At 66.5% G+C, this 23206-nt stretch carries 20 protein-coding genes; 5 read left to right on the forward strand and 15 right to left on the reverse strand.

Going from position 1 to position 23206, the window contains the following annotated elements; all coding sequences use genetic code 11:
- The first annotated feature begins 17 nt into the window (after positions 1-17).
- On the forward strand, positions 18-3545 hold the full coding sequence (gene dnaE / locus ACT2B0_RS07560) for a DNA polymerase III subunit alpha (RefSeq protein ID WP_473463183.1): 3528 nt from the start codon (positions 18-20) through the stop codon (positions 3543-3545).
- A gap of 188 nt (positions 3546-3733) precedes the next feature.
- On the opposite strand, the gene ACT2B0_RS07565 is transcribed toward dnaE, so the two are convergent.
- From ACT2B0_RS07565 to ACT2B0_RS07585, 5 genes are all read right to left on the reverse strand, one after another.
- The gene (locus tag ACT2B0_RS07565) at positions 3734-3970 is read right to left on the reverse strand and encodes a hypothetical protein (RefSeq protein ID WP_473463186.1); all 237 of its coding nucleotides are present in this window, start codon (positions 3968-3970) and stop codon (positions 3734-3736) included.
- Between the two features lie 104 nt (positions 3971-4074).
- Entirely contained in the window at positions 4075-4221 is a 147-nt protein-coding gene (locus tag ACT2B0_RS07570) for a hypothetical protein (protein ID WP_199190394.1), read from the reverse strand.
- A 252-nt stretch (positions 4222-4473) separates the two neighbouring features.
- Positions 4474-4680, reverse strand: coding sequence for a cold-shock protein (locus ACT2B0_RS07575; protein ID WP_106569643.1), 207 nt, complete (start codon positions 4678-4680; stop codon positions 4474-4476).
- 586 nt (positions 4681-5266) lie between these two features.
- Complete coding sequence (locus ACT2B0_RS07580; RefSeq protein ID WP_481658468.1) at positions 5267-8695, reverse strand: class I SAM-dependent DNA methyltransferase; 3429 nt, start codon at positions 8693-8695, stop codon at positions 5267-5269.
- Positions 8696-8945: 250 nt separating this feature from the next.
- Positions 8946-10271 carry a DNA polymerase IV gene (locus ACT2B0_RS07585; protein ID WP_473463193.1) on the reverse strand — a complete coding sequence of 442 codons (1326 nt, stop codon included), beginning with the start codon at positions 10269-10271 and terminating at the stop codon, positions 8946-8948.
- Between the two features lie 65 nt (positions 10272-10336).
- Between ACT2B0_RS07585 and ACT2B0_RS07590 the strand changes: the two genes are divergently transcribed.
- Positions 10337-10912 carry a GNAT family N-acetyltransferase gene (locus ACT2B0_RS07590; RefSeq protein ID WP_473463196.1) on the forward strand — a complete coding sequence of 192 codons (576 nt, stop codon included), beginning with the start codon at positions 10337-10339 and terminating at the stop codon, positions 10910-10912.
- A gap of 34 nt (positions 10913-10946) precedes the next feature.
- Here the strand turns inward: ACT2B0_RS07590 and ACT2B0_RS07595 are convergent, their stop codons facing one another.
- Both ACT2B0_RS07595 and ACT2B0_RS07600 read right to left on the reverse strand, forming a co-directional pair.
- Positions 10947-11600, reverse strand: a complete 654-nt coding sequence (locus tag ACT2B0_RS07595; protein WP_473463199.1) for a hypothetical protein — start codon at positions 11598-11600, stop codon at positions 10947-10949.
- On the reverse strand, positions 11597-11893 hold the full coding sequence (locus tag ACT2B0_RS07600; protein ID WP_473463201.1) for a DUF3572 domain-containing protein: 297 nt from the start codon (positions 11891-11893) through the stop codon (positions 11597-11599). Before ACT2B0_RS07600 ends, ACT2B0_RS07595 begins: the two co-directional genes overlap by 4 nt.
- Before the next feature lie 185 nt (positions 11894-12078).
- Between ACT2B0_RS07600 and ACT2B0_RS07605 the strand changes: the two genes are divergently transcribed.
- Both ACT2B0_RS07605 and ACT2B0_RS07610 read left to right on the forward strand, forming a co-directional pair.
- Positions 12079-12450: a response regulator gene (locus ACT2B0_RS07605; RefSeq protein ID WP_473463204.1), complete on the forward strand. Its 372-nt coding sequence runs from the start codon at positions 12079-12081 to the stop codon at positions 12448-12450.
- A 37-nt stretch (positions 12451-12487) separates the two neighbouring features.
- Positions 12488-13861: a PleD family two-component system response regulator gene (locus ACT2B0_RS07610; RefSeq protein ID WP_473463206.1), complete on the forward strand. Its 1374-nt coding sequence runs from the start codon at positions 12488-12490 to the stop codon at positions 13859-13861.
- A gap of 458 nt (positions 13862-14319) precedes the next feature.
- Here ACT2B0_RS07610 and rpmG read toward each other — a convergent pair whose 3' ends face one another.
- The 3 genes from rpmG to ACT2B0_RS07625 all read right to left on the reverse strand — a co-directional run bounded on the left by rpmG (position 14320) and on the right by ACT2B0_RS07625 (position 16339).
- Positions 14320-14487 carry a 50S ribosomal protein L33 gene (gene rpmG, locus ACT2B0_RS07615; RefSeq protein WP_106569635.1) on the reverse strand — a complete coding sequence of 56 codons (168 nt, stop codon included), beginning with the start codon at positions 14485-14487 and terminating at the stop codon, positions 14320-14322.
- Positions 14488-14657: 170 nt separating this feature from the next.
- Positions 14658-15494 (reverse strand): helix-turn-helix domain-containing protein, encoded by an 837-nt coding sequence (locus tag ACT2B0_RS07620; protein ID WP_473463208.1) that lies wholly within the window; start codon positions 15492-15494, stop codon positions 14658-14660.
- Positions 15495-15553: 59 nt separating this feature from the next.
- Positions 15554-16339 carry a TSUP family transporter gene (locus tag ACT2B0_RS07625; RefSeq protein WP_473465848.1) on the reverse strand — a complete coding sequence of 262 codons (786 nt, stop codon included), beginning with the start codon at positions 16337-16339 and terminating at the stop codon, positions 15554-15556.
- A 115-nt stretch (positions 16340-16454) separates the two neighbouring features.
- Between ACT2B0_RS07625 and ACT2B0_RS07630 the strand changes: the two genes are divergently transcribed.
- Positions 16455-16919, forward strand: coding sequence for a tellurite resistance TerB family protein (locus ACT2B0_RS07630; protein ID WP_473463210.1), 465 nt, complete (start codon positions 16455-16457; stop codon positions 16917-16919).
- A 28-nt stretch (positions 16920-16947) separates the two neighbouring features.
- Here ACT2B0_RS07630 and ACT2B0_RS07635 read toward each other — a convergent pair whose 3' ends face one another.
- From ACT2B0_RS07635 to ACT2B0_RS07655, 5 genes are all read right to left on the reverse strand, one after another.
- Positions 16948-18573 carry an ABC transporter ATP-binding protein gene (locus tag ACT2B0_RS07635; RefSeq protein WP_473463212.1) on the reverse strand — a complete coding sequence of 542 codons (1626 nt, stop codon included), beginning with the start codon at positions 18571-18573 and terminating at the stop codon, positions 16948-16950.
- The gene (locus tag ACT2B0_RS07640; protein ID WP_473463214.1) at positions 18573-19442 is read right to left on the reverse strand and encodes an ABC transporter permease; all 870 of its coding nucleotides are present in this window, start codon (positions 19440-19442) and stop codon (positions 18573-18575) included. The genes ACT2B0_RS07635 and ACT2B0_RS07640 overlap by 1 nt, the downstream gene beginning before the upstream one ends.
- Positions 19442-20386, reverse strand: coding sequence for an ABC transporter permease (locus ACT2B0_RS07645; protein ID WP_473463217.1), 945 nt, complete (start codon positions 20384-20386; stop codon positions 19442-19444). The genes ACT2B0_RS07640 and ACT2B0_RS07645 overlap by 1 nt, the downstream gene beginning before the upstream one ends.
- A 46-nt stretch (positions 20387-20432) precedes the next feature.
- A complete protein-coding gene (locus tag ACT2B0_RS07650) occupies positions 20433-21914 on the reverse strand; it encodes an ABC transporter substrate-binding protein (RefSeq protein ID WP_473463219.1) in 1482 nt (493 codons plus the stop codon).
- Positions 21915-22006: 92 nt separating this feature from the next.
- The gene (locus tag ACT2B0_RS07655) at positions 22007-23149 is read right to left on the reverse strand and encodes an MFS transporter (RefSeq protein ID WP_473465851.1); all 1143 of its coding nucleotides are present in this window, start codon (positions 23147-23149) and stop codon (positions 22007-22009) included.
- Positions 23150-23206 lie beyond the last annotated feature (57 nt).

A 23206-nucleotide genomic window follows, 5' to 3' on the forward strand; every position in this document is an offset into this window, starting at 1 on the left:
GAACGAAAGACCCAGCGATGGCAGCCCCACGCCCCCCGCGCGATCCACTCTTGCGCGCCGCCATACAGGCCGCGGCCGCGCCGACGCCGGCCGCGCGGCCCTTCATCCATCTGCGTGTGCATTCGGCCTATTCGCTGCTGGAGGGCGCGCTGCCGCTCGGCAAGATCGTCGGCCACGCCGTCAAGGACTGCGCCCCGGCGATCGCGGTCGCCGACACCAACAATCTGTTCGGCGCGCTCGAATTCGCCCAGAAGGCGGTCAAGGACGGCGTCCAGCCGATCATGGCCTGTCAGCTCGACACGCTTTTCGAGGGCGAGGACACCTCCAATCAGCGCACCGCGCGCGACGCCCGTCCTGACATTGCCGGCCTGGTGCTGATCGCCGCCGACGCGGCCGGCTACGCCAATTTGGTGCGGCTGGTCAGCCGCGCCTATCTGGAAACGCCGCCCGGCGCGCCCGTCCACGTCACGACCGGCTGGCTGGCCGAGGCCGCGTCCGGGCTGATCTGCCTGACCGGCGGCGCCAACGGGCCGATCGGCCGCGCGCTTGTTGCCGACCACGCACCGCTGGCCGAACCCCGGCTCTTGCATCTGCGCGAGCTGTTCGGCGACCGGCTTTATGTCGAGCTGCAGCGCCACGAGGGCTACGACCGGGCCGTCGAGGCGGCCCAGATCGATCTCGCCTACCGCCACGATTTGCCGCTGGTGGCCACCAACGAGGCGTTTTTCCCCGCCCGCGAGGATTACGAGGCGCATGACGCGCTGATCGCCATCGCCGAGGGCACGGTGATCGCCGTCGACGAGCGCCGCAAGCTCACCCCCGACCACTATCTCAAGAGCCAGGCCGAGATGGCGGCGCTGTTTGCCGATCTGCCCGAAGCGATCGACAACACCGTCGAGATCGCGCTGCGCTGTTGCTATTATCCCGAAAACCGCGCCCCGATCCTGCCGCGCTTCACCACCGGCTCGACCGACGATCCCGGCGCGGCCGAAAAGGCGGAGGCCGACGAGCTCAGGCGCCAGGCGCATGAGGGGCTGGAGCGCCGGATCGCCGACCAGGGCCTGTCCGAGGGCTATACGCGCGAGGATTACGCCAAGCGCCTCGACTACGAGCTCGGCGTCATCGAGCGGATGAAGTTTCCCGGCTACTTCCTGATCGTCGCCGACTTCATCAAATGGGCCAAGGCGCACGACATTCCCGTCGGTCCCGGCCGCGGCTCGGGCGCGGGCTCGCTGGTCGCCTACGCGCTCACCATCACCGATGTCGATCCGCTGCGCTTTTCGCTGCTGTTTGAGCGCTTCCTCAATCCCGACCGCGTGTCGATGCCCGACTTCGACATCGATTTCTGCCAGGATCGGCGCGACGAGGTCATCCGCTACGTCCAGGAGAAATACGGCCGCGACCAGGTCGCCCAGATCATTACCTTCGGCACCCTGCAGGCGCGCGCGGTGCTGCGCGATGTCGGTCGCGTGCTGCAAATGCCCTACGGGCTGGTCGACCGGCTGACCAAGATGGTGCCGGCCAACCCGGCCAATCCGGTCAAGCTCGCCGACGCCATCGCCGCCGAGCCGCGATTCCAGGAGGAGCAGGAAAAGGAGCCGATCGTCGAGCAGCTCCTGGAGATGGCGCAGAAGCTGGAGGGGCTCTACCGCCACGCCTCCACCCATGCCGCCGGCATCGTGATCGGCGACCGGCCGCTGTCGGAACTGGTGCCGATGTATCGCGATCCGCGCTCCGACATGCCCGTCACCCAGTTCAACATGAAGAAGGTCGAGGATGCTGGCCTGGTCAAGTTCGACTTTCTCGGCCTGAAGACGCTGACCGTGCTGGAAACGGCGGTCAGGCTGATCCGCCGCAAGGGTGTCGAGATCGATCTGTCGAAAATCCCGCTCGACGACGCCGACACCTACGCCATGCTGGCGCGCGGCGAGACGGTCGGCATCTTCCAGGTGGAATCGGCCGGCATGCGCAAGGCGCTGATCGGCATGAAGCCGGACCGCATCGAGGACATCATCGCCCTGGTCGCGCTCTACCGACCCGGCCCGATGGAGAACATCCCCACCTACAACGCCCGCAAGCACGGCGAGGAGGAGATCGCCTCGATCCATCCCAAGATCGATCATCTGGTCAAGGAGACCCAGGGCGTCATCGTCTACCAGGAACAGGTGATGCAGATCGCCCAGGAACTGGCCGGCTATACGCTCGGACAGGCCGATCTCCTGCGCCGCGCCATGGGCAAGAAGATCCGCGCCGAGATGGAAAAACAGCGCGCCATCTTCGTCGACGGCGCCACCGAGCGCGGCGTTTCCAAGCAGCAGGCCGACTTCATCTTCGACCTTCTGGCCAAGTTCGCCGATTACGGCTTCAACAAGTCGCACGCCGCCGCCTATGCGATCGTGTCCTACCAGACCGCCTATTTGAAGGCGCATTATCCGGTCGAGTTCCTGGCCGCCTCGATGACGCTCGACATGGGCAACACCGACAAGCTGGCCGATTTCCGTCAGGACGCCATCCGCCTCGGCATCGAGGTCGTGCCGCCCTCGGTGCAGACCTCGCACCGCGATTTCGAGGTCGGCGACAACCGCATCTTCTATTCGCTGGCCGCCATCAAGGGCGTCGGCGACGCCGCCGTCGAGCACATCGTGGAGAAACGCCGCGAGAAACCGTTTTCAAGCCTGGAGGATTTTTGCGGCCGGGTCGATCCGCGCATCGTCGGCAAGCGCGTCTTCGAAAGCCTGGTCCAGGCCGGCGCGTTCGACTGTTTCGGCCGTGAGCGCGCAGCGCTGTTTGCCGGCGTGGAACTGATGATGGGGCTTGCCCAGCGCGCGGCCGAAAACGCGCTCTCGGGCCAGTCCGACATTTTCGGCGCCGCGCTCGCCGGCGAGCCGGAAAAGCTGCGCCTGCCCGACGCCGCGCCCTGGTTGCCGGCCGAAAGGCTGCATCGCGAGTTCCAGGTGGTCGGCTTTTATCTCTCCGCCCACCCGCTCGACGAATACAAGGACGCGCTCAGGAAGATGCGCGTCCAGAACTGGACGGAGTTTTCCGCCGCCGTCAAGCGCGGCGCGTCCGCCGGGCGGCTGGCCGGCACCGTCACCTCGAAACAGGAGCGCAAGACCCGCACCGGCAACAAGATGGGCGTGGTCAATTTCTCCGACGTCAGCGGCCAGTTCGAGGCGGTGCTGTTTTCCGAGACCCTGGCCCAGTTCCGCGACCTTTTGGAGGCCGGCCGCTCGGTGGTCATCACGGTGGCGGCCGAGGACCGGCCGGAGGGCGTCAATCTGCGCATCCAGACCGTGCAGTCCCTGGAAGACGAGGCGAGCCGGCTGCAGAAGGCGCTCAGGATTTTCCTGCGCGACGCCGGTCCGGCCGCCGCGCTTGCCGGCCATCTCGGCCAGCGCGGCGAGGGCGAGGTCTCGCTGGTGCTGATCAAGCAGGACGGCGCCGGCGAGGTCGAGATCGCGTTGCCCGACCGCTACCGCATCTCGCCGCAGATCGCCTCGGCGCTGCGCGCCGTGCCCGGCGTGGTCGAGGTGGAGCTGGTGTAGCGGCCGCCTGCCGCCACGCGGCCGTCCTTCTTTGCAAGGCGATCATCCGCGCCCTGTCTCCCCCTTCTTCGCGGGGGAGAACGCAGGATCGACGTCGTGGCAAAACCAGGCGTTTGTTTTCGCATGAAGGCGGAGCCGTTTTCGGGAAACCGCCGGCGCGGAAAGCCGGCCTCGCCGTGCCCGGCCCGTCAGGAGGCCGCCGGCTTCTTGCGCGGCGCGCGCTTGGCGCGCGTCGGCGCCGCCTTGACCTCGCTGGCCGTTTTTTCGGCCATCGCCAGGCGCATTTCGCGCAGCCGGGCTGTCTTCTTGTCGCGGGCCGACACTTCCTCCTGGATGATCGATTGCGCGACCGCCGTGGTCTGTTCGGCCTTGGTCGTGGCCGAGCGTGAACGGGGAGCGACGGTGAAATCGGAAATCGAGCGCATCGGTGGAACCCTTGATCTGGTTTTGTGTAATCGGCCGCGCCCAGCAAGAAGGGGCGCGAGCCTGTGTTCGTGTGGGCCTGTCGCAGCCGTCGCGGGCGCGGCGGTTATTTCTTCTTCGGGCGCGTGCCGGTCGCGTTGCCGTCCGTGGCCAGCCTGACCGCGGATCCGAACGGTGCGGGCGCCACCGGCGGTTTCTTGTCTTTTTTCGGTTTCCGGACTTCCCGGTTGCTGCGTTGCTGGCCCTTGGCCATCGCGGTCGCTCCTCATGGGCGGGGTGATGCTGGGGCGGATCGCAAGTCTCGCGTTTCGCGTCGCGCTTCAGCCTTTGATCGTGGGCATGTCTTGAACCCGGCGCCGACTGGCGCTGTCGCGGGACATGGTCCGGCCAACAAAAAAGCGGGGAATTACTCCCCGCTTCCTGGTGCCGGCGTGAGCCGGCGCGCGATCCGAAAGGGAGGCTGCCAGTACATCCGTGGTCAGCTCTCCCGTATCCGGTGCGTGTTTTATACGACCTTCAGGTTCGCCGCGGACTGGCGCCCCTTGCCGTCGTCCTCGAGGTCGAATTCGAGCTTCTGGCCTTCAACCAGACCGCCGAGGCCGGCACGGTCGAGCGCGCTGATATGGACGAACACGTCCTTTTCGCCATCTTCGCGGGTGATGAAGCCAAAACCCTTCTGGCCATTGTAGAATTTTACGGTACCGGTATGCATGGACTCATTCCTTGGAAACGATGCGCCGCGATCGTGCCGCGCCGCGCGAGAAAATATATCGATTTCTGGAATGAGATTGGCGGGTCGAAAGCCTCTGACGCCGCGAAAAGCCAAGCCTGGCCCAAATAACGATAATTGCTAGATAGACACTAATTGCGGCTTATTCAAGGGCGTGGCCGAAATCCGCTCTCACGCCGCCGCCCCGGCCGCGTCGCAAACCGGCTCCACGGCGCCTGGTCACGCCCGGGCTTCTCCTGAGAGCCGAGCGCGTTCCCCTTTTGCAAGGGGGGATTAAGCCGGCATCTACCCGGCCGCAAGTCTCCAACGCTGGCGATTGGCGCAAGCTCAGGCAGCGCCCCTGCCTCCCCCCTTGCCGGGGGGGGGGGGGGAGAACGTCTTTTCCTGCGCTTGCGCGGGCAAAGCCTGGCGAGGGCCTGGAAAAGACAGGAGGGGGATCGCGTGGCAGGATCGCTTTCGAAATACCGGCCGCGGCCGAAGGCCGGTGCCGCTAAAGCCGTGCCTCTCCAAATGGGAAGCGTTTGACCGGCGATATCAAACCCATAGCCGTTCCTCGGCTCGGACGGCTTTAGGCCGCGCGGCGCGCGGCGTAGGTGCCGTCGGGCAGCGCGGTGACGTGGCCATAGGCGGCCAGCGTGCGCAGATGCTGCTCGACCCGGCCCTCGATGCGCTTGCCGCCGCGCTTGAACTGGCGGGCGATCTCGGCTGCCGCCATCGGGCGGGCCTCGACGGCAAGAATGCGCTCCACCGCGAGCGGCTGCTCGTAGGCATCGGTGGGGAAGGAGGGCCTGTCCCGGTCGATGGCGACCACCGGCGCATCGAGCGCCAGCTCGCCGCTTTTTGCGGCGGCGCCCTTGGCGAAACGGGGGATCTGATACTCCGGCCGCAGCCAGCGCACATGGCCTGCCGCCTCCTCCTTCGCGCGCTCGGCATTGAGCGCGACCAGCCGTTCGAGGATGTCCTCGTCGGAGAGATCGTGCGGCCAGCCATAGGCCTCGGCGGTGAGCCGGTCGATGGTTTCGTGCAGCTCTTTCAGGATCAGCACGAGGCCGCGCGTCTTCACGTCCTCGTCCTTGTCCGAAAGCGCCTCGCCGGATTTGAGCTTTTCCAGCACGTTGTAAAGCCCAGTCATGGTGAGATCGGGATGCTCGGCCAGAACCTTTTTGCGCGTGGCATCGAGTTCTTCTCCGGCAGCGCGGAGCTTTTCGCGCAGGGCATCGGAGGGGTCGGGGAATGGGAAGGGATCGAAGCAGCGGGATTTTGAGTAACGCGGATCGTTGCCATAACCTAGCCAACCGCCAAGGATCGGTGCCCACGTCGTGTGAACTCGGCTCGAAAGCACAGCCAGATGATGAGCATCGTCGCTGGCGACCACCACGATCATGTTGTCCGCCAAGATCGAGGCATCGAGAAACTGGAAAACACGATGCTTCGTGGTTTCGACGGTTGCGATGTAGCGGGGAAGGTTTTCGAGTGCCGGGCGTAGTTCGCTGCGGGGCTTACCGAACACCCACCAGTTGCGCGCATAACTTATAGCGTCTTTTGTCGCTGACTTTTTCACCTGAGCTTCGCGAGCGGCCTTCACCGTTTCGATAAGTCTCTGATAAACCTCCGGATATCGCGAACGGACCTGCTCCTGGGTCAGGCCAAAGAGATCAATCACCATGACATCGCGGGATCGAGCGGTCAGATCGCGCCCGTTGCGGTAGTGTCGAATGTGGTTTTCCAGACCCGGGTGCATGCCCAAGCCGAGATGCTTTGCCTCCGACGGGGAGACGATGAAGCCTGCTCCCATGAGTTGCACACCGCGAGAGCTTAACCCCTTTCCAGCCATGAGGGGCGCAACCTTTGAGAAATCCACCCCCACACTCAAATCCGAATTGATCTTCCCCACCCGGTTTTCAAACACGATCCTCGGCTCGTCCGTGTCCAGCGCCGCCTCCCGCACCACGTCGCGCAGCAGGCCCTCATGGCTGCCGGCCGCGCCCACCGTCATGGCGATGCGCACCGCCGCGCTGTCGCGGGTGGCCTTGGTCCAGGGGTGGTCGGGCACGGCATAGATGAGGCTTATGGGTTTTTTGGCATTGAGGTGTCGCTCCATGACACGGCGCTGAAACACCTGGCTGATGGAATTGGTGGTGACGAAGCCGAAACGGCGCAGCGGGGTTTTCTTTCTCGTCAGAAGCTCGGCGGCGCGGTCCCACCAATACATGACGAAATCCGCGCTCTCATTCATGTGTTTGTGCGCGGCCCACAGCGCCTCGGCATAGGGTGACCCCATGCGCGAGCGGATATCCTTGCCGCCGACAAAGGGCGGATTGCCGACGATGAATTCCGCCGCCGGCCAGTCGGGCCGGCGGGGATTGGGGCAGATTTCCACGCGCTCGCCATTCTTTTCCATGATGGCAGGCACGGGATGGCCATCCCATGTCAAAACCGCGTCATAGCCCTCGCGCCGGCCAGAATTGATGTTTTTGAACGCCTTGAGGATCGGCTCGGCCGGGTGGCCGTCGCGGTTTTTATAGTGCTGTTGCAGATAGCCGATCCACACGACAAGCTCGGCGATGGCCGCGGCGCGCGGGTTGATCTCCAGCCCCAGAAACTGGTGCGGATCGACGGTTTCGCCCTCCAGCCCCAGCGCCTCTGTCTCGCCGAGGCGGGCCAGTGTTTCCAGCACCTCGCCTTCGAGCTTTTTCATCAGCTCCAGACTGACATAGAGGAAGTTGCCCGTGCCGCAGGCGGGGTCGAGCACGCGGGTTTCGCAAAGCTGGTGGTGGAATGCCTTGACCAGCTTGACGGCATCCTTTTCCTTGCCGCTCTCCTTGGCGGTTTCGGCGCGGGTGAGCACCTTGCGCCAGTCGTCGCGCAGGGGCTCCATGACGGTGACTTCCACCAGACGCTGCACATAGGTGCGCGGGGTGTAATGCGCGCCGAGCTTGCGCCGCTCGGTGGGCTCCAGCGCCTGTTCGAGCAGCGTGCCGAAAATGGCGGGGTCCACTTCCGTCCATTTTGCCTTTGCCGCCTGCCAGAGCTCGCCGATCTCCTCCCGGCCCAGCGGAAAGGCGTTGGCATTCTTGAACAGGTTGCCGTTGAAATGGCGCAGATGGGTGCGGAAGGCGGAGAAGAAGCGGTCGTCGCGCCTTGGCGCGTCCATCTTTTTCCAGAGCTCCTCCACCAGCGGGACGAAGGCATCGGGCGATTTGGTGCAGTCTTCCAGCAGGCCGGTGAAGGAGGCCTCCGGCAGGAGCGCCACATCCTCGGCGAACATGGTGAAGATGCAGCGCATGAGGAAATGCGCCACCTCTTCCGCCGGGTGCTTTTTCTCCAGCGCCTTGCTGACGGCGGCGAGCCTTTCGGCGATCTCGCGGGTGACGCGGGCGGATTCGCGCGTGGGGTCGAGCGCTTCGGGATCGGTCCAGATCTTGCGCAGGCGCTCGCGGATCGCCTCCTCGCGCAGGTCTTCCATATAGATGCGGAAGCCACGGCGATCCGGGAACTGGTCGTAGGCGCGGCCGGTGCCGGTGAAATCGGCGAAGATCTCGATGGCGTGGCCGACATCGCAGACGAGAATGAAGGGCGGCGCGGGATGGCTGGCATCGAGGCGGAAGACATAATCCTCCGCCTGGCGGCGCGCCTCCAGCATCATGCGGTCCCAGCCGCGGGCGACCGTGCGTTTGCCGCGCGGGGCGGGTTCTTCGGCAAACAGCGCGGGCTGCTCGCCGCCGCGCCCTTCCTTCATGCGCGACTGCTTGGCCTCCAGGATGAAGGCGCCCTTCTTGTAGAGGTCGATGCGCTTGGGAGCGGTGGTGCCTTCGCTCCTGCGCGGCTTGACGGCGCGTTCGAACACATAGTCGTTGAGCGCCGTTTCGGCCCCGGCGACATCGGGGTGGGGAAGGCCGAGCACATCGCACAACTCGGTGATGAACATGGCGTAATTGGCGCGTTCCGCCCCGCCCTCGCGCGCGGTCCAGCGCTGAATGAATTGTTCGACGTCCACCGCGGGCAGCCCTCCTTTTGCCAAACAACCAGAAACCGACGGGGCCGGCAACGGCCTCGTTGCGTGGTATAGCGGGTAAGCCCCGTGGCTCAATCAAATCCGCCCCGGCCGCGTCGCAAACCGGCTTCCATTCCCCGTTTTCGGGGAGGAAGCAGGATCGACGTCCCGGCAGCGCCGGGCGCCAAATTGTGCAGGAACAGCGATCGCCCCCTATCGGGGATCGTTGTGCAAGGACCGGCCGCGCCCGCGCTCAGCTCTCGCGCTGCGGGCGGCCGCGATTGCCCGTGCCGAACGTGTAGCCGGTCTCCACCGCCTTGTTGCCGAATTTGTCCCGCAGCGTATCGATCGCGCCCTCGGCGAGCGCGCGCTTGCGCGCGGCCGTGTCGACCAGGTCGGCCGGGTCGGCGCGGTCGTCGGACGCCAGATCGGCCACGCCGATGCCGATCAGCCGGTAGCGCGTGCCGTCGGTCTCCTTTTCCAGAAGCGCCAGGCCGGTCGAAAAGATCCGGTCGGCGAGCCGCGTCGGGTCGGACAGCCGGCGGTTGCGGGTGCGGATCTTGAAATCGTGCGTTTTCAGCTTCAGCGTCACCGTGTGGCCGGCAATGCCGGCCTTCTTCAGCCGCGCCGAAACCGTTTCCGACAGCGCCCGCAGCACCGGCACCAGCTCGCCGGGCGCGGCCAGGTCGGTGTCGAAGGTGGTTTCGGCCGACACGCTCTTGGCGTCGTGGTCGGCATGCACCGGGCGCGTGTCCTGGCCGCGCGCCAGAAAATAGAGCCGCTCGCCCATCGTGCCGTAGCGTTTCATCAGCGTGGCGCGCTCCATCACCTGCAATTGCGCGATCCGGGTGATGCCGTCGCGCGCCAGCGTGGCCGCGAACGCCTTGCCGACGCCCCAGATCAGCGTGACCGGCTGGGCGGCCAGAAAACTGAGCGCCTCGGCCTGGCCGATCACGGAAAACCCGCGCGGCTTGTTGAGGTCGGAGGCGATCTTGGCCAGGAACTTGCAATAGGACAGCCCGACCGAGACCGTGATGCCGATCTCGCGCTCGACCTGGCGCGCGAAGCGCGCCAGAACGACCGCCGGCGCCGTGCCGTGCAGCTTTTGCGTGCCGGTGAGATCCAGAAACGCCTCGTCGATCGACAGCGGCTCGACCAGCGGCGTCAGCGCCTGCATCATCGCCCGCACCTCGCGCCCGACCCGGACATATTTTTCCATGTCGGGTTTCAGCACCACCGCCTCCGGACAGGCTTCCAGCGCCTTGAACATCGGCATCGCCGAGCGCACGCCGTTGATGCGGGCAATGTAGCAGGCCGTCGACACCACGCCGCGCTTGCCCCCGCCGATGATCAGCGGCCGGTCGCGCAGTTCGGGCCGGTCGCGCTTTTCCACCGCGGCGTAGAACGCATCGCAGTCGACATGCGCGATCGACAGCCGGTGGAGCTCGTCGTGGCGCACGAGCCGCGGGCTGCCGCAGGCCGCGCAGCGCCGCGCCGTCTCGTCCGCCTGCGGGCTCAGGCAGTCGCGGCAAAAACCGGCTTCGGGATCGTTGACAGCGAGCGTCATGGCTGCGAACATAAACGGAACAAATCACATAGTAGTCGACGCGGGCCCGTGAAACAAGCGGCCTGGAAGGGGATCGCATGACCACACGGATCGAACCGCTGACTGCCGATCTGTGGCCGGCGCTGGAGGATCTGTTCGGCCGCCAGGGAGCCTGTTACGGCTGCTGGTGCACGCATTTTCGCCTGCCGCCGGCCACGCGGCGGCACAATAACCGCGAAAGCAACCGCGCGCATTTCAAGACCCGGGTCGAGACCGGGCCGCCGCCCGGCCTGATCGCGATCGAGGACGGCGTCGGCATGGGCTGGATGCAGATCGGCCCGCGCGCCGACGTGCCGGAATGGAACAATCAGGGCCGCGTCTCGGCGCCGCTGGCGCCCGACGAGCGCGCGGATGCCGGCGTATGGGCGGTGTCGTGTTTTTTCGTTCGCGGCAAGGCGCGCGGCCGGGGCCTGACCCATCGTCTGGTGGCCGCCGGCATCGCGCACGCACGGGCCGGCGGCGCGCGCATGATCGATGCCTGCCCGATAACCGAATCCAGAAGCACGCGCCCGGTCGGCCTGTTCGTGGGCTCCACCCGGGTGTTCGAAAAGGCCGGCTTCGAGCGTGTCGCCGAGCGCAAGGCCGGCCGGCCGTTGATGCGTCTGGTGTTGTAGCTCTGCCGCCGCGGGCAGGGCCGCCGCCCGACGGTCAAAGCCGCAGCGCGCTGGCGATTTTGGGTGTCGCGTCCGGCCAGTCCTCGACCACGGCGATGCCCTCGGCCGGCGGCGGCAGCAGCCGGCGCAGCGAATTGTCGGCCATCAGGTGGAACAGATGCGCGTCGGACACGCTGTCGCGCGCCGAGCTCAAATTGTGCGGCAGATCGTCGACAAAGGCGACCGGCCTCTTGCCGTCGCCCCTGAGCGCTGCGATCGCCGGGCCCTTGGCCATTTCCGTGGTCAGCAGCGGATAGGTCAGCCCCAGCGCCTCGAGATGGGCGCGCCGCACTGCGCGATGGCGGTGCGGCATGGCGGTCAACAGCACGATCTCGGCGCCGGCCGAAAGCGTTTCGAGCGCCTCGCTCGCGCCTTCTGCCATCGTCTGCCACTCGGCCTGGGCGGCGAAGAAGGCGCCGAGCAGGCCCGAAACGGTCTCCCGGTCGGCCACCGCGCCGGTGTCGATCTCGGTGACGTTGCCGTGCAGGCGGAACGTCTCCATCCCCAGCGCGTAGCCCTTTGCGGCGAGGAAGCGTGGAAACGGCCGGATGAACTCCAAAATCACGTCGTCGACGTCGAGCACCAGCAGCGGGCGGCTGTCGCGCGCCAGTTCGGCGATCTGGCGGGCGGTTTCGGGATCGTCGCTCATGTCGAGGCCGGAAAATCGTCGCCGCCGCCGGGCAGGGCGCGCTGCGCCTGGCCGACCGCGGCCGGATTGATGCCGTGCGCCTGGCAAAACGCCGTCAGCGTCGGTTCGTGCGCCAGCAGAAAGTTCAGCACCCCGGCCAGAAATCCGGGCTCGGCCGCCGCGCGTCTGATCTCGCTTGCCTCGATGCCGGTCAGCGCCAAAAAGCGCGGCAGCAGAACCGGATCGGCGGCAACGAAGCCGAGCGCCTGAATGGCGAGGGCTTCGGCGGTCTGGGAATCGGGGCTGGCGGGCATGGGCATGATCCGGGTCGCTGGGCGCGCTCAGACCTAGCCGCTTGACCGCCGGTCGGCAAGCCGCCCCGACGGGTTTGCCTTTCGTCAATCAAATCGCGCTAGGCTGTCTTTAGGGAAACGCGCGTTTATCCGGCTCGAACGCCGGCAACGCGGCCTGAAAAACCTGTCGTCAGGGTGGGGCGAGCATGTCGAAGACAGTGATGATCGTCGAGGATAACGAGCTCAACATGAAGCTCTTCCGCGACCTGATCGAGGCCAGCGGTTACGCCACGGTCCGCACGCGCAACGGGCTCGAGGCGCTCGATCTGGCGCGCCAGCACCGGCCGGACCTGATCTTGATGGACATCCAGCTGCCGGAAGTGTCGGGCCTGGAGGTGACGAAATGGCTGAAGGAGGATGACGACCTGCACGCCATTCCGGTGATTGCCGTGACCGCGTTCGCCATGAAGGGCGACGAGGAGCGTATCCGCCAGGGCGGCTGCGAAGCCTATATTTCCAAGCCGATCTCGGTGGGCAAGTTCATCGAAACGATCAGGTCCTATTTGGGCGACGCCTGACGGGCTGCTTTTCACGCCGAGCGAACGGAACCGGACCATGACCGCACGCATTCTTGTCGTCGACGACATTCCCGCCACCTTGAAACTGCTGGAGGCGCGGCTTTCGGCGGAGTATTTCGAGGTGCTGACGGCGACCTCCGGCCCCGAGGCGCTGGAAGTGTGCCAGGGCGGCAAGGTCGACGTCGTGCTGCTCGACATTCTGATGCCGGAAATGGACGGTTTCGAAGTCTGCCACCGGCTCAAGCAGGATCCGCTGACCGCGCATATTCCCGTCGTCATCGTCACGGCGCTCGACCAGGTCGCCGACCGCATTCGCGGTCTGGAGGCCGGCGCCGACGATTTTCTGACCAAGCCGGTCAACGACCTCCAGCTTCTGACCCGGGTCAAGAGCCTGGTGCGGCTCAAAATGCTGTCCGACGAACTGCGCCTGCGCGCGGCGACCACGCGCACGATCGGCATCGAGCCGCTGCTTGCCGATGTCGTGGCGGGCGACGAGGAGAGCCCGCGCGTGCTTCTGGTCGACGACGACGCCGGCGCGGCGGCAACCGTTGCCGGGCTGCTGTCTTCCTATGTGACCCCGATCGTCCAGCCCGACCCGCAGGCCGCCTGTTTCCAGGTCGCGGAGGGCAATTTCGATTGTGTCTTGGTGTCGACCGGCTTTGCCCGCTTCGACCCGCTGCGCTTGTGCTCGCAGCTGCGCTCGCTCGACCGTACCCGGTTCGTGCCCATCATCCTGATCGCCGGCGGCGACGAACAGCAGCGCGTCACCCGCGCCCTCGAACTCGGCGTCAACGACTATATCGTGCGGCCCCTCGACCGTCAGGAACTGATCGCGCGGCTGCGCACCCAGGTGCGGCGCAAGCGCTACAATGACCGCCTGCGCGCCAACGTCACCGAAACCATCGCCATGGCCGTCACCGACGGGCTGACCGGCCTGCACAACCGCCGCTACCTCGACAGCCATCTCGACACGCTGGTCGAGCGCGCCAAAGCGGGCGGGCGCCCCCTGTCGGTGATGATCACCGATCTCGACTGCTTCAAGACCGTCAACGACACCTACGGCCACGACGGTGGCGACGAGGTGCTGCGCGAATTCGCCGAAAGGCTGCGCCGAAACGTGCGCGGCATCGACCTTGCGTGTCGCTATGGCGGCGAGGAGTTCGTCGTCGTCATGCCCGACACCGACGCGCAGGCCGCGGCCAGGATCGGCGAGCGCGTGCGCGCCGAAATTGAGGCTGCTCCGTTCTCGGTCGGACCGGACCAGGTCGCCGTGCGCCTGACCGTCAGCGCGGGCATCGCCGCGCTCGAAAGTCCGGCCGACATGGCTGCCGGGCTGCTCAAGCGCGCCGATCTCGCCCTTTACGAGGCCAAGAACGGCGGACGCAACAAGGTCGTCTCGGCCGCCGCCTGAGGGCGGGCCGCCCGATCGGCGCGCAGGGACGGGGCCGGCTTGTTTACGTTAACGTAAGTTCGGCGCCGCATATCCTTAATAAACAGTTGATTTCTTCCTCGCATTGCGCGAGAAATCCTCGCAAGAGGAGTGTTCCGCAACAGGGTCTGTCGCGGGCCTCTCGAGATACCCCATGATGCTCAGGTCCGCCGCATCTCCTGGGTTCCGTGGGGTTGGCCGGCCGGCTCTGACGTTCAGTGGCCTCCTCGTACCGCTGTCAGATCGCCGGCCGGCCCTCTTTTTCCTCTCATGTCGACGAACCGGGCAGGGCGCTTGCGCCTGCCTTGCTGCGGCCTGCCAACCAGGCCGGCGCCCGCCGTCGTCCCGTCGGTCAAACCGGCTTGCGGAAAGCAGGGCGCCGCGCAACGAAAAACGCCGCCCTTGCGGGCGGCGTCGTGCAGGTGCCGGTTTTCGGCAGCCTATTTGATCTTCGTTTCCTTGAACTCGACATGCTTCTTGGCAATCGGGTCGTATTTGCGGAACGACATCTTTTCCGTCTTCGTCCGGCTGTTCTTGCTGGTGACGTAGAAAAAGCCGGTATCGGCGGTCGACAGGAGCTTGATCTTCAGGTTTGCGGCTTTGGCCATGACGTTCGTCCGTTGTTCTCGCGAAATTCAGCCGGCTTGGAACCCACCCTCGGGGACGCGACTTACGTCGACAGGCCGTGCAGAGTTGGCGGAGACATATACAAGGCTCCCCGAAAGTCAAGGCCGCCGTGCCCGGGCGGCTCCGGTGTCGCGCTTTTTTTGCCGCGCCGTCACGGAAACGACGGCAGCGCGGACGGTGTCGCGCCTGAAAACACGCGAAACTCGCGCACCAGGTGGGCCTGGTCGGCATACCCGCACTCGGCGGCGATCAGCGCCCAGTCGGCCGCCTCGGCGCGCCGGGCCAGCGCCAGGGCGCGGTTGAAACGCACCATGCGCGCCGTGGCTTTCGGTCCGATCCCGATATCCTCGCCGAACTGCTGGTTGAGATGTTTGCGCGAGCAGTCGAGCGATCGCGCCAGGGCGTCGATGCGCACGGTGCCCCGGCTGGCGAGGATGCGGTCGAAGGCCTGGGCGATCGCCTCGCGGCGGGGTGGCGCGCCGGCCAGCCGCCGCAGCAGCACTGTCTCCACAAGGCCGAAACGCCGCCGCCAGTCGCTTTCCGCGCCGAGACGCTCGCGCAGACGCGCGATGTCGGGGTCGCCGAGATCGTCGAGCCGCACCATGCGCTGCGCGATTTCGCGCATCGGAATGCCGAAAAACCGCCGGGCGCCGAGCGGCGTGAAGTCGACCTGGATACATTCCGCGCGGCCGGTCGAATTCATCAGCACGAAGCCAGGATAGAGCCCGGAGGTGAAGCTGTCGTAGCGGTCTTCGGCCGCGGGCGCGCGCCCGAGTGCGATCTGGAACGGCTCGCCGAAGCCGAGGATCAGCGGCACCGCCAGCGCCGCCATCTCGACGGCGTTGTCGAGCGCAGCGCCGTTTTCGCGATAGCCGACGATCCTGACCACGTCGCCGCAAAGATCGGCATGAACGGGATGGCGCACCATGAGCGGGGCGCCTTCGAGACACCCCGGAACGGTCGTGCCGGGCGGTGGATTTTGTGCCATGTCATGCATCGTCGCGGGCCATGCTAGGCCAAACCGTCGCGCCGGCCAAGCCGCCGGGACTAGCCCCAAAGCCAGACCCGCAGGGGATTGCCGTCATCGACGAGCAGGCGCAGGGCCAGAACGCTACAGGTCGTCACCAGCAGCGGCTTGATCAGCTTCGCGCCCGTCTTCATCGCCAGCGCCGCCCCCATCCTCGCGCCGGCGAACTGCGCCGCGCCCATCACCAGCCCCGCCTCCCATGACACCACGCCCACGGCCGAGAATACGGCGAAGGCGCCGAGATTGGACGCGAAGTTCAACAGTTTGGTGTGCGCGGTCGCCTTCAGCAGGCCGTGGCCGGCCAGCGACACGAAGGCGAGCATGAAGAAGGAACCGGTCCCGGGACCGAACAGCCCGTCGTAGAACCCGATCGCCGGCACCAGCGTCAGGCCGAACAGCAGCGGTGCGATCCGCTGGGCGCCGTCGACGTCTCCGATATTGGGCTTCAGGGCGAAATAGAGCGCGATCGCGACCAAAAGCACCGGCAGCACCGCCTCGAGCACCCCGTCGGGCACGACGGTCGCCAGCAACGCCCCGGCCGCGGCGCCGAGGGCGGACAGGACGGCGAACGGCGCCTGACGACGCAGGTCGACATGGCCCTTGGCGGCGTAGGACAGCGTTGCCGAACCCGAGCCGAACAGCGACTGCAGCTTGTTGGTGCCCAGGGCCTCTACCGGCGACAATCCGCTGAGCAACAGCGCCGGCACGGTGATCAGGCCGCCGCCGCCGGCGATCGAATCGACGAAGCCGGCCGCAAGCCCGACCAGGGCCAGCACGATCAGCGTCTCTGTGGCGAGTTCGAACATCATACCGGCGATGGCGGAAAAGCGATGGTGGACGTTCGCCTTCCACCACAGGCTTCGGGCTTGCACAAGGCGCAAACCGCAATAGTGTGCATTGGTCCCGGGGGGAGAATGGTCGATGGCCGAAGGGTTTCTAGCCAAGCTGCGTGTTCTTGTTGAGGGCGATCCCGCCGTGCGCCGCGTCGCCGACGATCCGGTGCTTTCGGCCGAGCTTTTGTTGCTGTTTCGCATGATCCTGGCCGATGGCGAGGTCGACGAGAAGGAACTGGAGACGTTCCGGCGCATCTGCCGCGAGGCGTTCGGCATCGGCGAGGACGGCCTGAAGAACGTGATACGCTACCTGCACGATTTCGGCTACGAGACCACGGGCTCGCAGGCGCTGGCCCTGTTTCGCACGCTCGAGCGTCCGCGCCGCGTGCAGCTCGCCCGCCACATGGCCGAGATCGCCAAATCCGATTCGGATTTGAGCGCGCACGAGGTCAGGCTCTTGCGGCGCACGCTCGACGTGCTCGACCTCGAGCCGTCCGACGTGGTCGGCAGCGGCGCTCACGGCGAGGGCGAGGCTGGCCCGGCTCCGGTCTGAAACCGGCCGGTCTTTCCCGCAAGCCGGATCATCCCTGTTCGGCCAGGCGCCGCCGGATGGCCCGTTTCAGGTCCGGCGCGGCGGCCACGAGCGCCTTGGCGGCATCCGAGCGCGGATCGTCGAGCACGGCGTCGGTCTTGCCTTCCTCCACGATCTTGCCGTCATGCATCACCATCACCTCGTCGGTGATCGCGCGCGCTACCGTCAGGTCGTGGGTGATGAACAGATAGGCGACGCCCAGGCGCTGGTTCAAGTCGGCGAACAGGTCGAGCACCTGGGCGCGGATCGACACGTCGAGCGCCGACACCGGCTCGTCGGCCACGATCAGCTTCGGCCGCGTGATCAGCGCGCGCGCGATCGAGATCCGTTGGCGCTGGCCGCCGGAAAACTCGTGCGGATATTTTTGCATGTCGTCCGGCCTGAGCCCGACCTCGTGCAGGGCGTCGGCCACCATCTCGCGGCGCGCGGCCGGCGCCGGCGCGGCGTCGAGCAGGTGCAGCGGCTCGGCGACCAGGCGTTCGACCTTGTGGCGCGGGTTGAACGAGCCGTACGGATCCTGAAACACGACCTGGATATTGCGCCGCGCCGGCTTCAGCGCCGCCTCGCTCTTGCCCGTCAGCGGCTCGCCGAGAAAGCGGATTTCGCCGGCGGTCGGCCGGTCGAGCGCCAGGATCATCCGGGCCAACGTCGATTTTCCACAGCCCGAGCGGCCCACCAGCGCCATCGACTGGCCGGGCTTGAGCGCGAACGAGACGCCGTCGACCGCGCGGAACGGATCAGGGCGCGAAAACAGCGACCGCCGCCGCCCGGCATAGTCGCGCACGACGCCGTCGACCTCGAGCAGGTTGGGACCGGAAGCATCCGCCGCGGTGCGGTGCGGCCGGGCCGGCACGTGCATCGACGCCTCGGCGAGCTGGCGCGTATAGGGGTGGACCTGGGCGGCAAGCGTCGGCGCGGTCTCGCCTTCCTCCATCACGTCGCCATGGCGCATGATGGTCACCCGGTCGGCCATGTCGGTGACGACGGCCAGGTCGTGGCTGATCAGAAGCAGCCCCATGCGGTGTTCGGCCACCAGGTCGCGCAACAGGTCCAGGATCTGCGCCTGCAGCACGACGTCGAGCGCGGTGGTGGGTTCGTCGGCGATCAAAAGCTTGGGCTTGAGCGCGCAGGCGATCGCGATCACCACGCGCTGGCGCTGGCCGCCGGAAAGCTGGTGCGGGTAGCGCGACAGCGGAAACTGCGCTTCCGGCAGGCCGACCCGGTCGAGGATCCGGCGCGCCGATGCCTCCGCGTCGGCCCGGTTGGCGCCGGTGTGCCAGCGAATGCCTTCGGCCACCTGTTCGCCGATCGTCTTGACCGGGTTCAGCGCCGTCATCGGCTCCTGGAACACCATGCCGATATCGTCGCCGCGCAGCCGGCACATCGCCGCTTCCGGCGCCGCCAGAATGTCGATGCCGTCGAAGGTGACGCGTCCGCTGGTTTCGGCGGCGTGCGGCAGGAGCCGCATGACGGTCAGCGCCGTCATCGACTTTCCCGATCCCGATTCGCCGACCAGGCCCATGGTTTCGCCGGCATCTATCGAAAGATCGATATCGTTCAGGATCGGCGTGTCGCCGATCTTCAGCGTCAGCTTTTCGATCTCCAGAAGGGCCATCAGCGCTGGCGCCTGAGTTTCGGATCGAGCACGTCGCGCAGCCCGTCGCCGAGAAGGTTGAGGCCAAGCACGGTGACGACGATCGCCAGGCCGGGAAACAGGGCCAGGTGAGGGGCCACGATCATGCGCGTCTGGGCGTCGAACAGCATGCGCCCCCAGGACGGCATCGGCGGCTGCGCGCCGAGCCCGACATAAGAAAGCCCCGCTTCGGCCAGGATGCCGAGCGCGAACTGGATCGTGCCCTGCACCAGAAGGATCGAGGCGATGTTGGGCAGGATGTGTTCGATGGTGATCAGCACCTTGTTCTTGCCGGACGCGCGCGCGGCCAGGATGAATTCGCGCGGCCACAGCGAGAGCGCGCCGGCGCGCGCCACACGCGCGAAGACGGGGATGTAGAAAATGCCGATCGCGATGATGGCGTTGATCGCGCCGGGCCCGAAAATCGCGGTGATCAGCACCGCCGACAGCAGCGCCGGAAAGGCGAAGACCAGATCGTTGAAGCGCATCAGCGCCTCGTCGACCAGCCCGCCGCGCGCCGCCGCCCAGCAGCCGAGCGGCACGCCGATGCCCATGCCCATGCACACCGCCACCACCGCGACCGCGATCGAGTTGCGCGAACCGACCATGATCATCGACAGGATGTCGCGGCCGAAATGGTCGGTGCCGAACGGATGCGTCCACGACAGGCCCTGCATGCGGTCGGCCGGCACCAGCCGCGTGACGTCGAACGGCGTCCAAACCAGCGACAGCGCGGCCATGGCGGCGATCAGGCCGGTGATCGCGAAGCCGGCGACGAAGGAGCGGTTGGAAAACGCCGCCGCCAGGAGCCCCTGTTCGGGTTGCGGCAGGTCGAGCGGTTCTGCGGCCATCAGCGCGTCCTCAGCCGCGGATCGACGAGCGCGTAGCAGATGTCGACCAGAATGTTGACCAGGACCACACTCGCCACCAGAAGCATCACCACGCCCTCGACGACGATCAGGTCGCGCTGGGTGATGGCCTGGAACACCAGGCGTCCCAGCCCCGGCAGGTAGAACACGTTCTCGATGATGATCGTGCCGGCAAGCAGGAAGGCGAATTGCAGGCCCAGAATGGTCAGCACCGGGATCATGGCGTTGCGCAGCGCGTGGCGCCACAACACCGCTTTGCGCGGCATGCCCTTGGCGCGGGCCGTGCGGATATAGTCCTCGCCCAGCACCTCCAGCAGCGCCGAGCGCGTCACCCTGGCCAGGATAGCCGCTTGCGGCAGGGCAAGCGCGATCGCCGGCAGGAGCAGCGCCCGCAGCCCGGAAAGCAGCCCGTTCTCCCAGCCCGCGAATCCGCCGGCCGGCACCAGCCGCAGCCAGACCGCGAACACGTAGATCAGGATCAGCGCGAACCAGAAATTCGGCACCGCGACACCGAACTGCGCCGCGCCCATGGCAAGCGTATCGGCCGGCTTGCCGCGTCTTGCGGCCGCGAACAGCCCGACGGGAATGGCGATCGCCGTCGATAGAATAAGCGCCATCAGCGCCAGCGGCAGCGACACGACGGCCCGCTCCGCGACGAGTTCGATCACCGGGCTGGAATAGGTAAACGAGCGCCCGAAATCGCCGACCAGCAGTCCGCCCACCCAGCCGAGATAGCGCGTCACCACCGGTTGGTTGAGGCCCATCTGCTCGCGCAGCGCGGCCAGCGCTTCGTCGGTGGCGTTCATGCCCAGCATGAGCTGCGCCGGATCGCCCGGCACGATCTCCAGCACGGCGAAAACCACCATCGAGGCCACGAGCAGCGTCGTGAGCCCGACGGCGAGGCGTTTGGCGAGAAATGCGATCATTGGGCCTTGCGTCTCCCTCCCCGCGAGGGGGAGGGAGAGACATCCGTTATTCGGCCCACTTCACGCCGGTCAGGTCGGTCGCCTGCACCGGCGAATTTTCCCACATGCCTTGGAGTTTGGCGTCCCACACCCCAATCTTGGGCAGCTGGAACAGGTAGCCGTTGACGGCGTCCTCGGCGATGATCGTCTGCGCCTTGGCGTAGAGTTCGTTGCGCTTGGCCTGGTCCGAGGTGACGTCCAGTTCGGCGATCACGGCGTCGAATTCGGGATTGTCGTACTGGAAATAATAGTCGTCGCGCGCATAGATGCCGATATCGTTCGGCTCGGTATGCGACACGATCGTCAGGTCGTAATCCTTGGCCTTGAACACCTGTTCGAGCCATTGCGCCCATTCCACCGGAATGATCTCGAGCTCGATGCCGACCTCGCGCAGTTGCGAGGCGACGATCTGGCCGCCGTCGCGCGCATAGGACGGCGGCGGCAGCTTCAGCGTCGCCGAAAAGCCGTCTTCGAAACCCGCCTCCTTCAACAGCGCCTTGGCCTTTTCGATGTCGTGCGGATAGGTGCCGGTCAGGTCGACATAGGCCTCGTTGCCTGGCGAGAAATGCGAACCGATCGGCGTGCCGAAGCCGGAGCCGTTGCCGGCGATGATCGCCTCGCGGTCGAGCGCGTGCGCGATCGCCTGGCGCACCTTGAGATTGTCGAACGGCGGCTTCTTGTTGTTGGTCGACAGGATCGTCTCGCCCTCGGTCGAGCCGACCACCACGACAAAGCGCGGGTCGGCCTCGATCTGGGGCAGGGCGTCGCCGGCCGGCATGTTGGGGAAGGCGTGCACGTCGCCGGTCAGAAGCGCCGGCACGGCGGCGGCCGCGTCGGGAATGATGCGGAACTCGACCGTGTCGAGCGCGACCGGCTCGCCCCAGTAGCCCTCGGCCTTCGACAGGGTGATCGAGGAGCCCTTGGCCCAGTTGTCGAACTTGAACGGCCCGGTGCCGACCGGGTTCTCCTTGTTGCCGTCGGCCGATTCGGAGGCCACGATCACCGCGTCGCCCCAGCCCAGATTGTACAAGAACGAGCCCTGCGGCTGTTTCAGCGTCACCTTGACCGTGGTCGGATCGACGATTTCGACCGTGTCGATGGCCGCGAACAGGCCCTTCTGGGCGTTGGTGGAGTCCTCCGCCATCGCGCGTTCGAGCGAGAACTTGACGTCCTCGGCGTCGAAAGCGCTGCCGTCGTGATAGGTCGCGCCGGCCCTGAGCTTGAACGTGTAGACCTTGCCGTCGTCGGAAATCTCCCAGCTTTCAGCCAGCGCCGGCGCAACCTCGCCGCCCCGGCCGATGCGCGTCAATCCCTCGAACACATTGGCGTAGACGATCTCGTCGATCGCCGCGGCGGCGCCCGCTGTCGGGTCGAGATGCGGCGGTTCGAGCACAACGCCGACCACCAGGTCGGTCTTCGCGGCGAGCACGGACGTGCTCGAGGCCAGCGCAAGGGCCGTCGCGGCCAGGACGGATTTCCACAATGTCATCGGTCTTGCTCCCATAGCGGTTCGGATTGGATCAAAGCGCGAAATTGCGCCCGAGTAAACGCGTTTGTCATGGCCGGGCAGCGCCCGTGCGCTCAGCGGCCGCCGACGACACGCACGCGCGTCGCGACGAGTGCCAGATAACATATGAAGAACAGCGCCAGCGACCAGGCGAAGCCGTGCGTGCCCAGAATATCCATGCCGGCGCCGATCACCTGCGGCCCGACCAGCATGCCGAGCCCGTAGCAGAACACGAAGGCGGCGTTGGCCGAGGCGAGGTCGCGCCCGGTCAGGCGGGCGCCGAGATGGGCGAGCCCCACCGTGTAGAGTCCGGCCACCACGCCGCCCCACACGAACAGCACGGCGGCCACCACATACCAGTCGAGCGACACCATCGGCAAAACGATCATGCCGGCGAGCCCGATCGCCGCGCACACGGCCAACAGCACGCGCCGGTCGGCCATGCGGTCGCTGATCATGCCGATCGGGATTTGCAGGAGCACGTTTCCCAGCCCGATCATGGTCAACAGCAGCGCGGCGTCGGCCTCCGAATAGCCGATCCGGTTGCCGTAAACGGGAAAGAGCGCGAAGCCGCCGGTTTCCACCGCGCCGAACACCAGCACCGCGGCGGTCGCGGTCGGAACCAGGAAGATGTAGCTCAGGAGCCCGCTGCGATGTGCCGCGCCGCTGATTGCCGGGCTTTCGCGCCAGGCCGCCATCACCGGAACGGCTGCCGCCAGCGTGATGGCGAAGCCGGCGACGAACGGCAGAACGCCGTCGCTGCCCAGCCGCGAGAACAGCCACGGTCCGAAGGCGAAGCCCAGCGACAGGACGGTGGCGTAAACGCCCAGCACCAGACCGCGCCTGTGCGGCGGGGCCGAGGCGCTGATCCAGAATTCCGACAGGATGAACAACACGGTGATCGCCGCGTGCAGCGTGATGCGCAGCGGAAACCACATCCAGAAATCCGAGGCGAAATAAAACCCGAGAAAGGAAAAGGCGCCGGTCACGATCGCCGCAAGCATCGTCGCTACGATGCCGAACCGCGCTGCGATCGGAATCGCCAGCGGCGCCATGGCGATCGAGGCGAGGCCGGCCACGCCGGTATTGATGCCGATCGCGGTGGCCGAAAAGCCGCGATTTTCGAGAATCACGCTGAGCAGCGGCATGCCCAGGCCGATCGCCATGCCCACCGCGCTGATCGAGGCGATGGCCGCGCCGAGCGCGAGCCAGCGCACCGTATCGACCTCCCGTTCCGACGCGGCGCCTCCACTCATTGTGATTTGATGTCCGTT

The organism is Nitratireductor sp. J20-h4, assembly GCF_056780505.1.

Coding starts and splice junctions, on each gene's coding strand:
- dnaE (WP_473463183.1), top strand. CDS start 18: ATGGCAGCCCCACGCCCCCCGCGCGATCCACTCTTGCGCGCCGCCATA.
- ACT2B0_RS07565 (WP_473463186.1), bottom strand. CDS start 3,970: ATGCGCTCGATTTCCGATTTCACCGTCGCTCCCCGTTCACGCTCGGCC.
- ACT2B0_RS07570 (WP_199190394.1), bottom strand. CDS start 4,221: ATGGCCAAGGGCCAGCAACGCAGCAACCGGGAAGTCCGGAAACCGAAA.
- ACT2B0_RS07575 (WP_106569643.1), bottom strand. CDS start 4,680: ATGCATACCGGTACCGTAAAATTCTACAATGGCCAGAAGGGTTTTGGC.
- ACT2B0_RS07585 (WP_473463193.1), bottom strand. CDS start 10,271: ATGTTCGCAGCCATGACGCTCGCTGTCAACGATCCCGAAGCCGGTTTT.
- ACT2B0_RS07590 (WP_473463196.1), top strand. CDS start 10,337: ATGACCACACGGATCGAACCGCTGACTGCCGATCTGTGGCCGGCGCTG.
- ACT2B0_RS07595 (WP_473463199.1), bottom strand. CDS start 11,600: ATGAGCGACGATCCCGAAACCGCCCGCCAGATCGCCGAACTGGCGCGC.
- ACT2B0_RS07600 (WP_473463201.1), bottom strand. CDS start 11,893: ATGCCCGCCAGCCCCGATTCCCAGACCGCCGAAGCCCTCGCCATTCAG.
- ACT2B0_RS07605 (WP_473463204.1), top strand. CDS start 12,079: ATGTCGAAGACAGTGATGATCGTCGAGGATAACGAGCTCAACATGAAG.
- ACT2B0_RS07610 (WP_473463206.1), top strand. CDS start 12,488: ATGACCGCACGCATTCTTGTCGTCGACGACATTCCCGCCACCTTGAAA.
- rpmG (WP_106569635.1), bottom strand. CDS start 14,487: ATGGCCAAAGCCGCAAACCTGAAGATCAAGCTCCTGTCGACCGCCGAT.
- ACT2B0_RS07620 (WP_473463208.1), bottom strand. CDS start 15,494: ATGGCACAAAATCCACCGCCCGGCACGACCGTTCCGGGGTGTCTCGAA.
- ACT2B0_RS07625 (WP_473465848.1), bottom strand. CDS start 16,339: ATGTTCGAACTCGCCACAGAGACGCTGATCGTGCTGGCCCTGGTCGGG.
- ACT2B0_RS07630 (WP_473463210.1), top strand. CDS start 16,455: ATGGCCGAAGGGTTTCTAGCCAAGCTGCGTGTTCTTGTTGAGGGCGAT.
- ACT2B0_RS07635 (WP_473463212.1), bottom strand. CDS start 18,573: ATGGCCCTTCTGGAGATCGAAAAGCTGACGCTGAAGATCGGCGACACG.
- ACT2B0_RS07640 (WP_473463214.1), bottom strand. CDS start 19,442: ATGGCCGCAGAACCGCTCGACCTGCCGCAACCCGAACAGGGGCTCCTG.
- ACT2B0_RS07645 (WP_473463217.1), bottom strand. CDS start 20,386: ATGATCGCATTTCTCGCCAAACGCCTCGCCGTCGGGCTCACGACGCTG.
- ACT2B0_RS07650 (WP_473463219.1), bottom strand. CDS start 21,914: ATGACATTGTGGAAATCCGTCCTGGCCGCGACGGCCCTTGCGCTGGCC.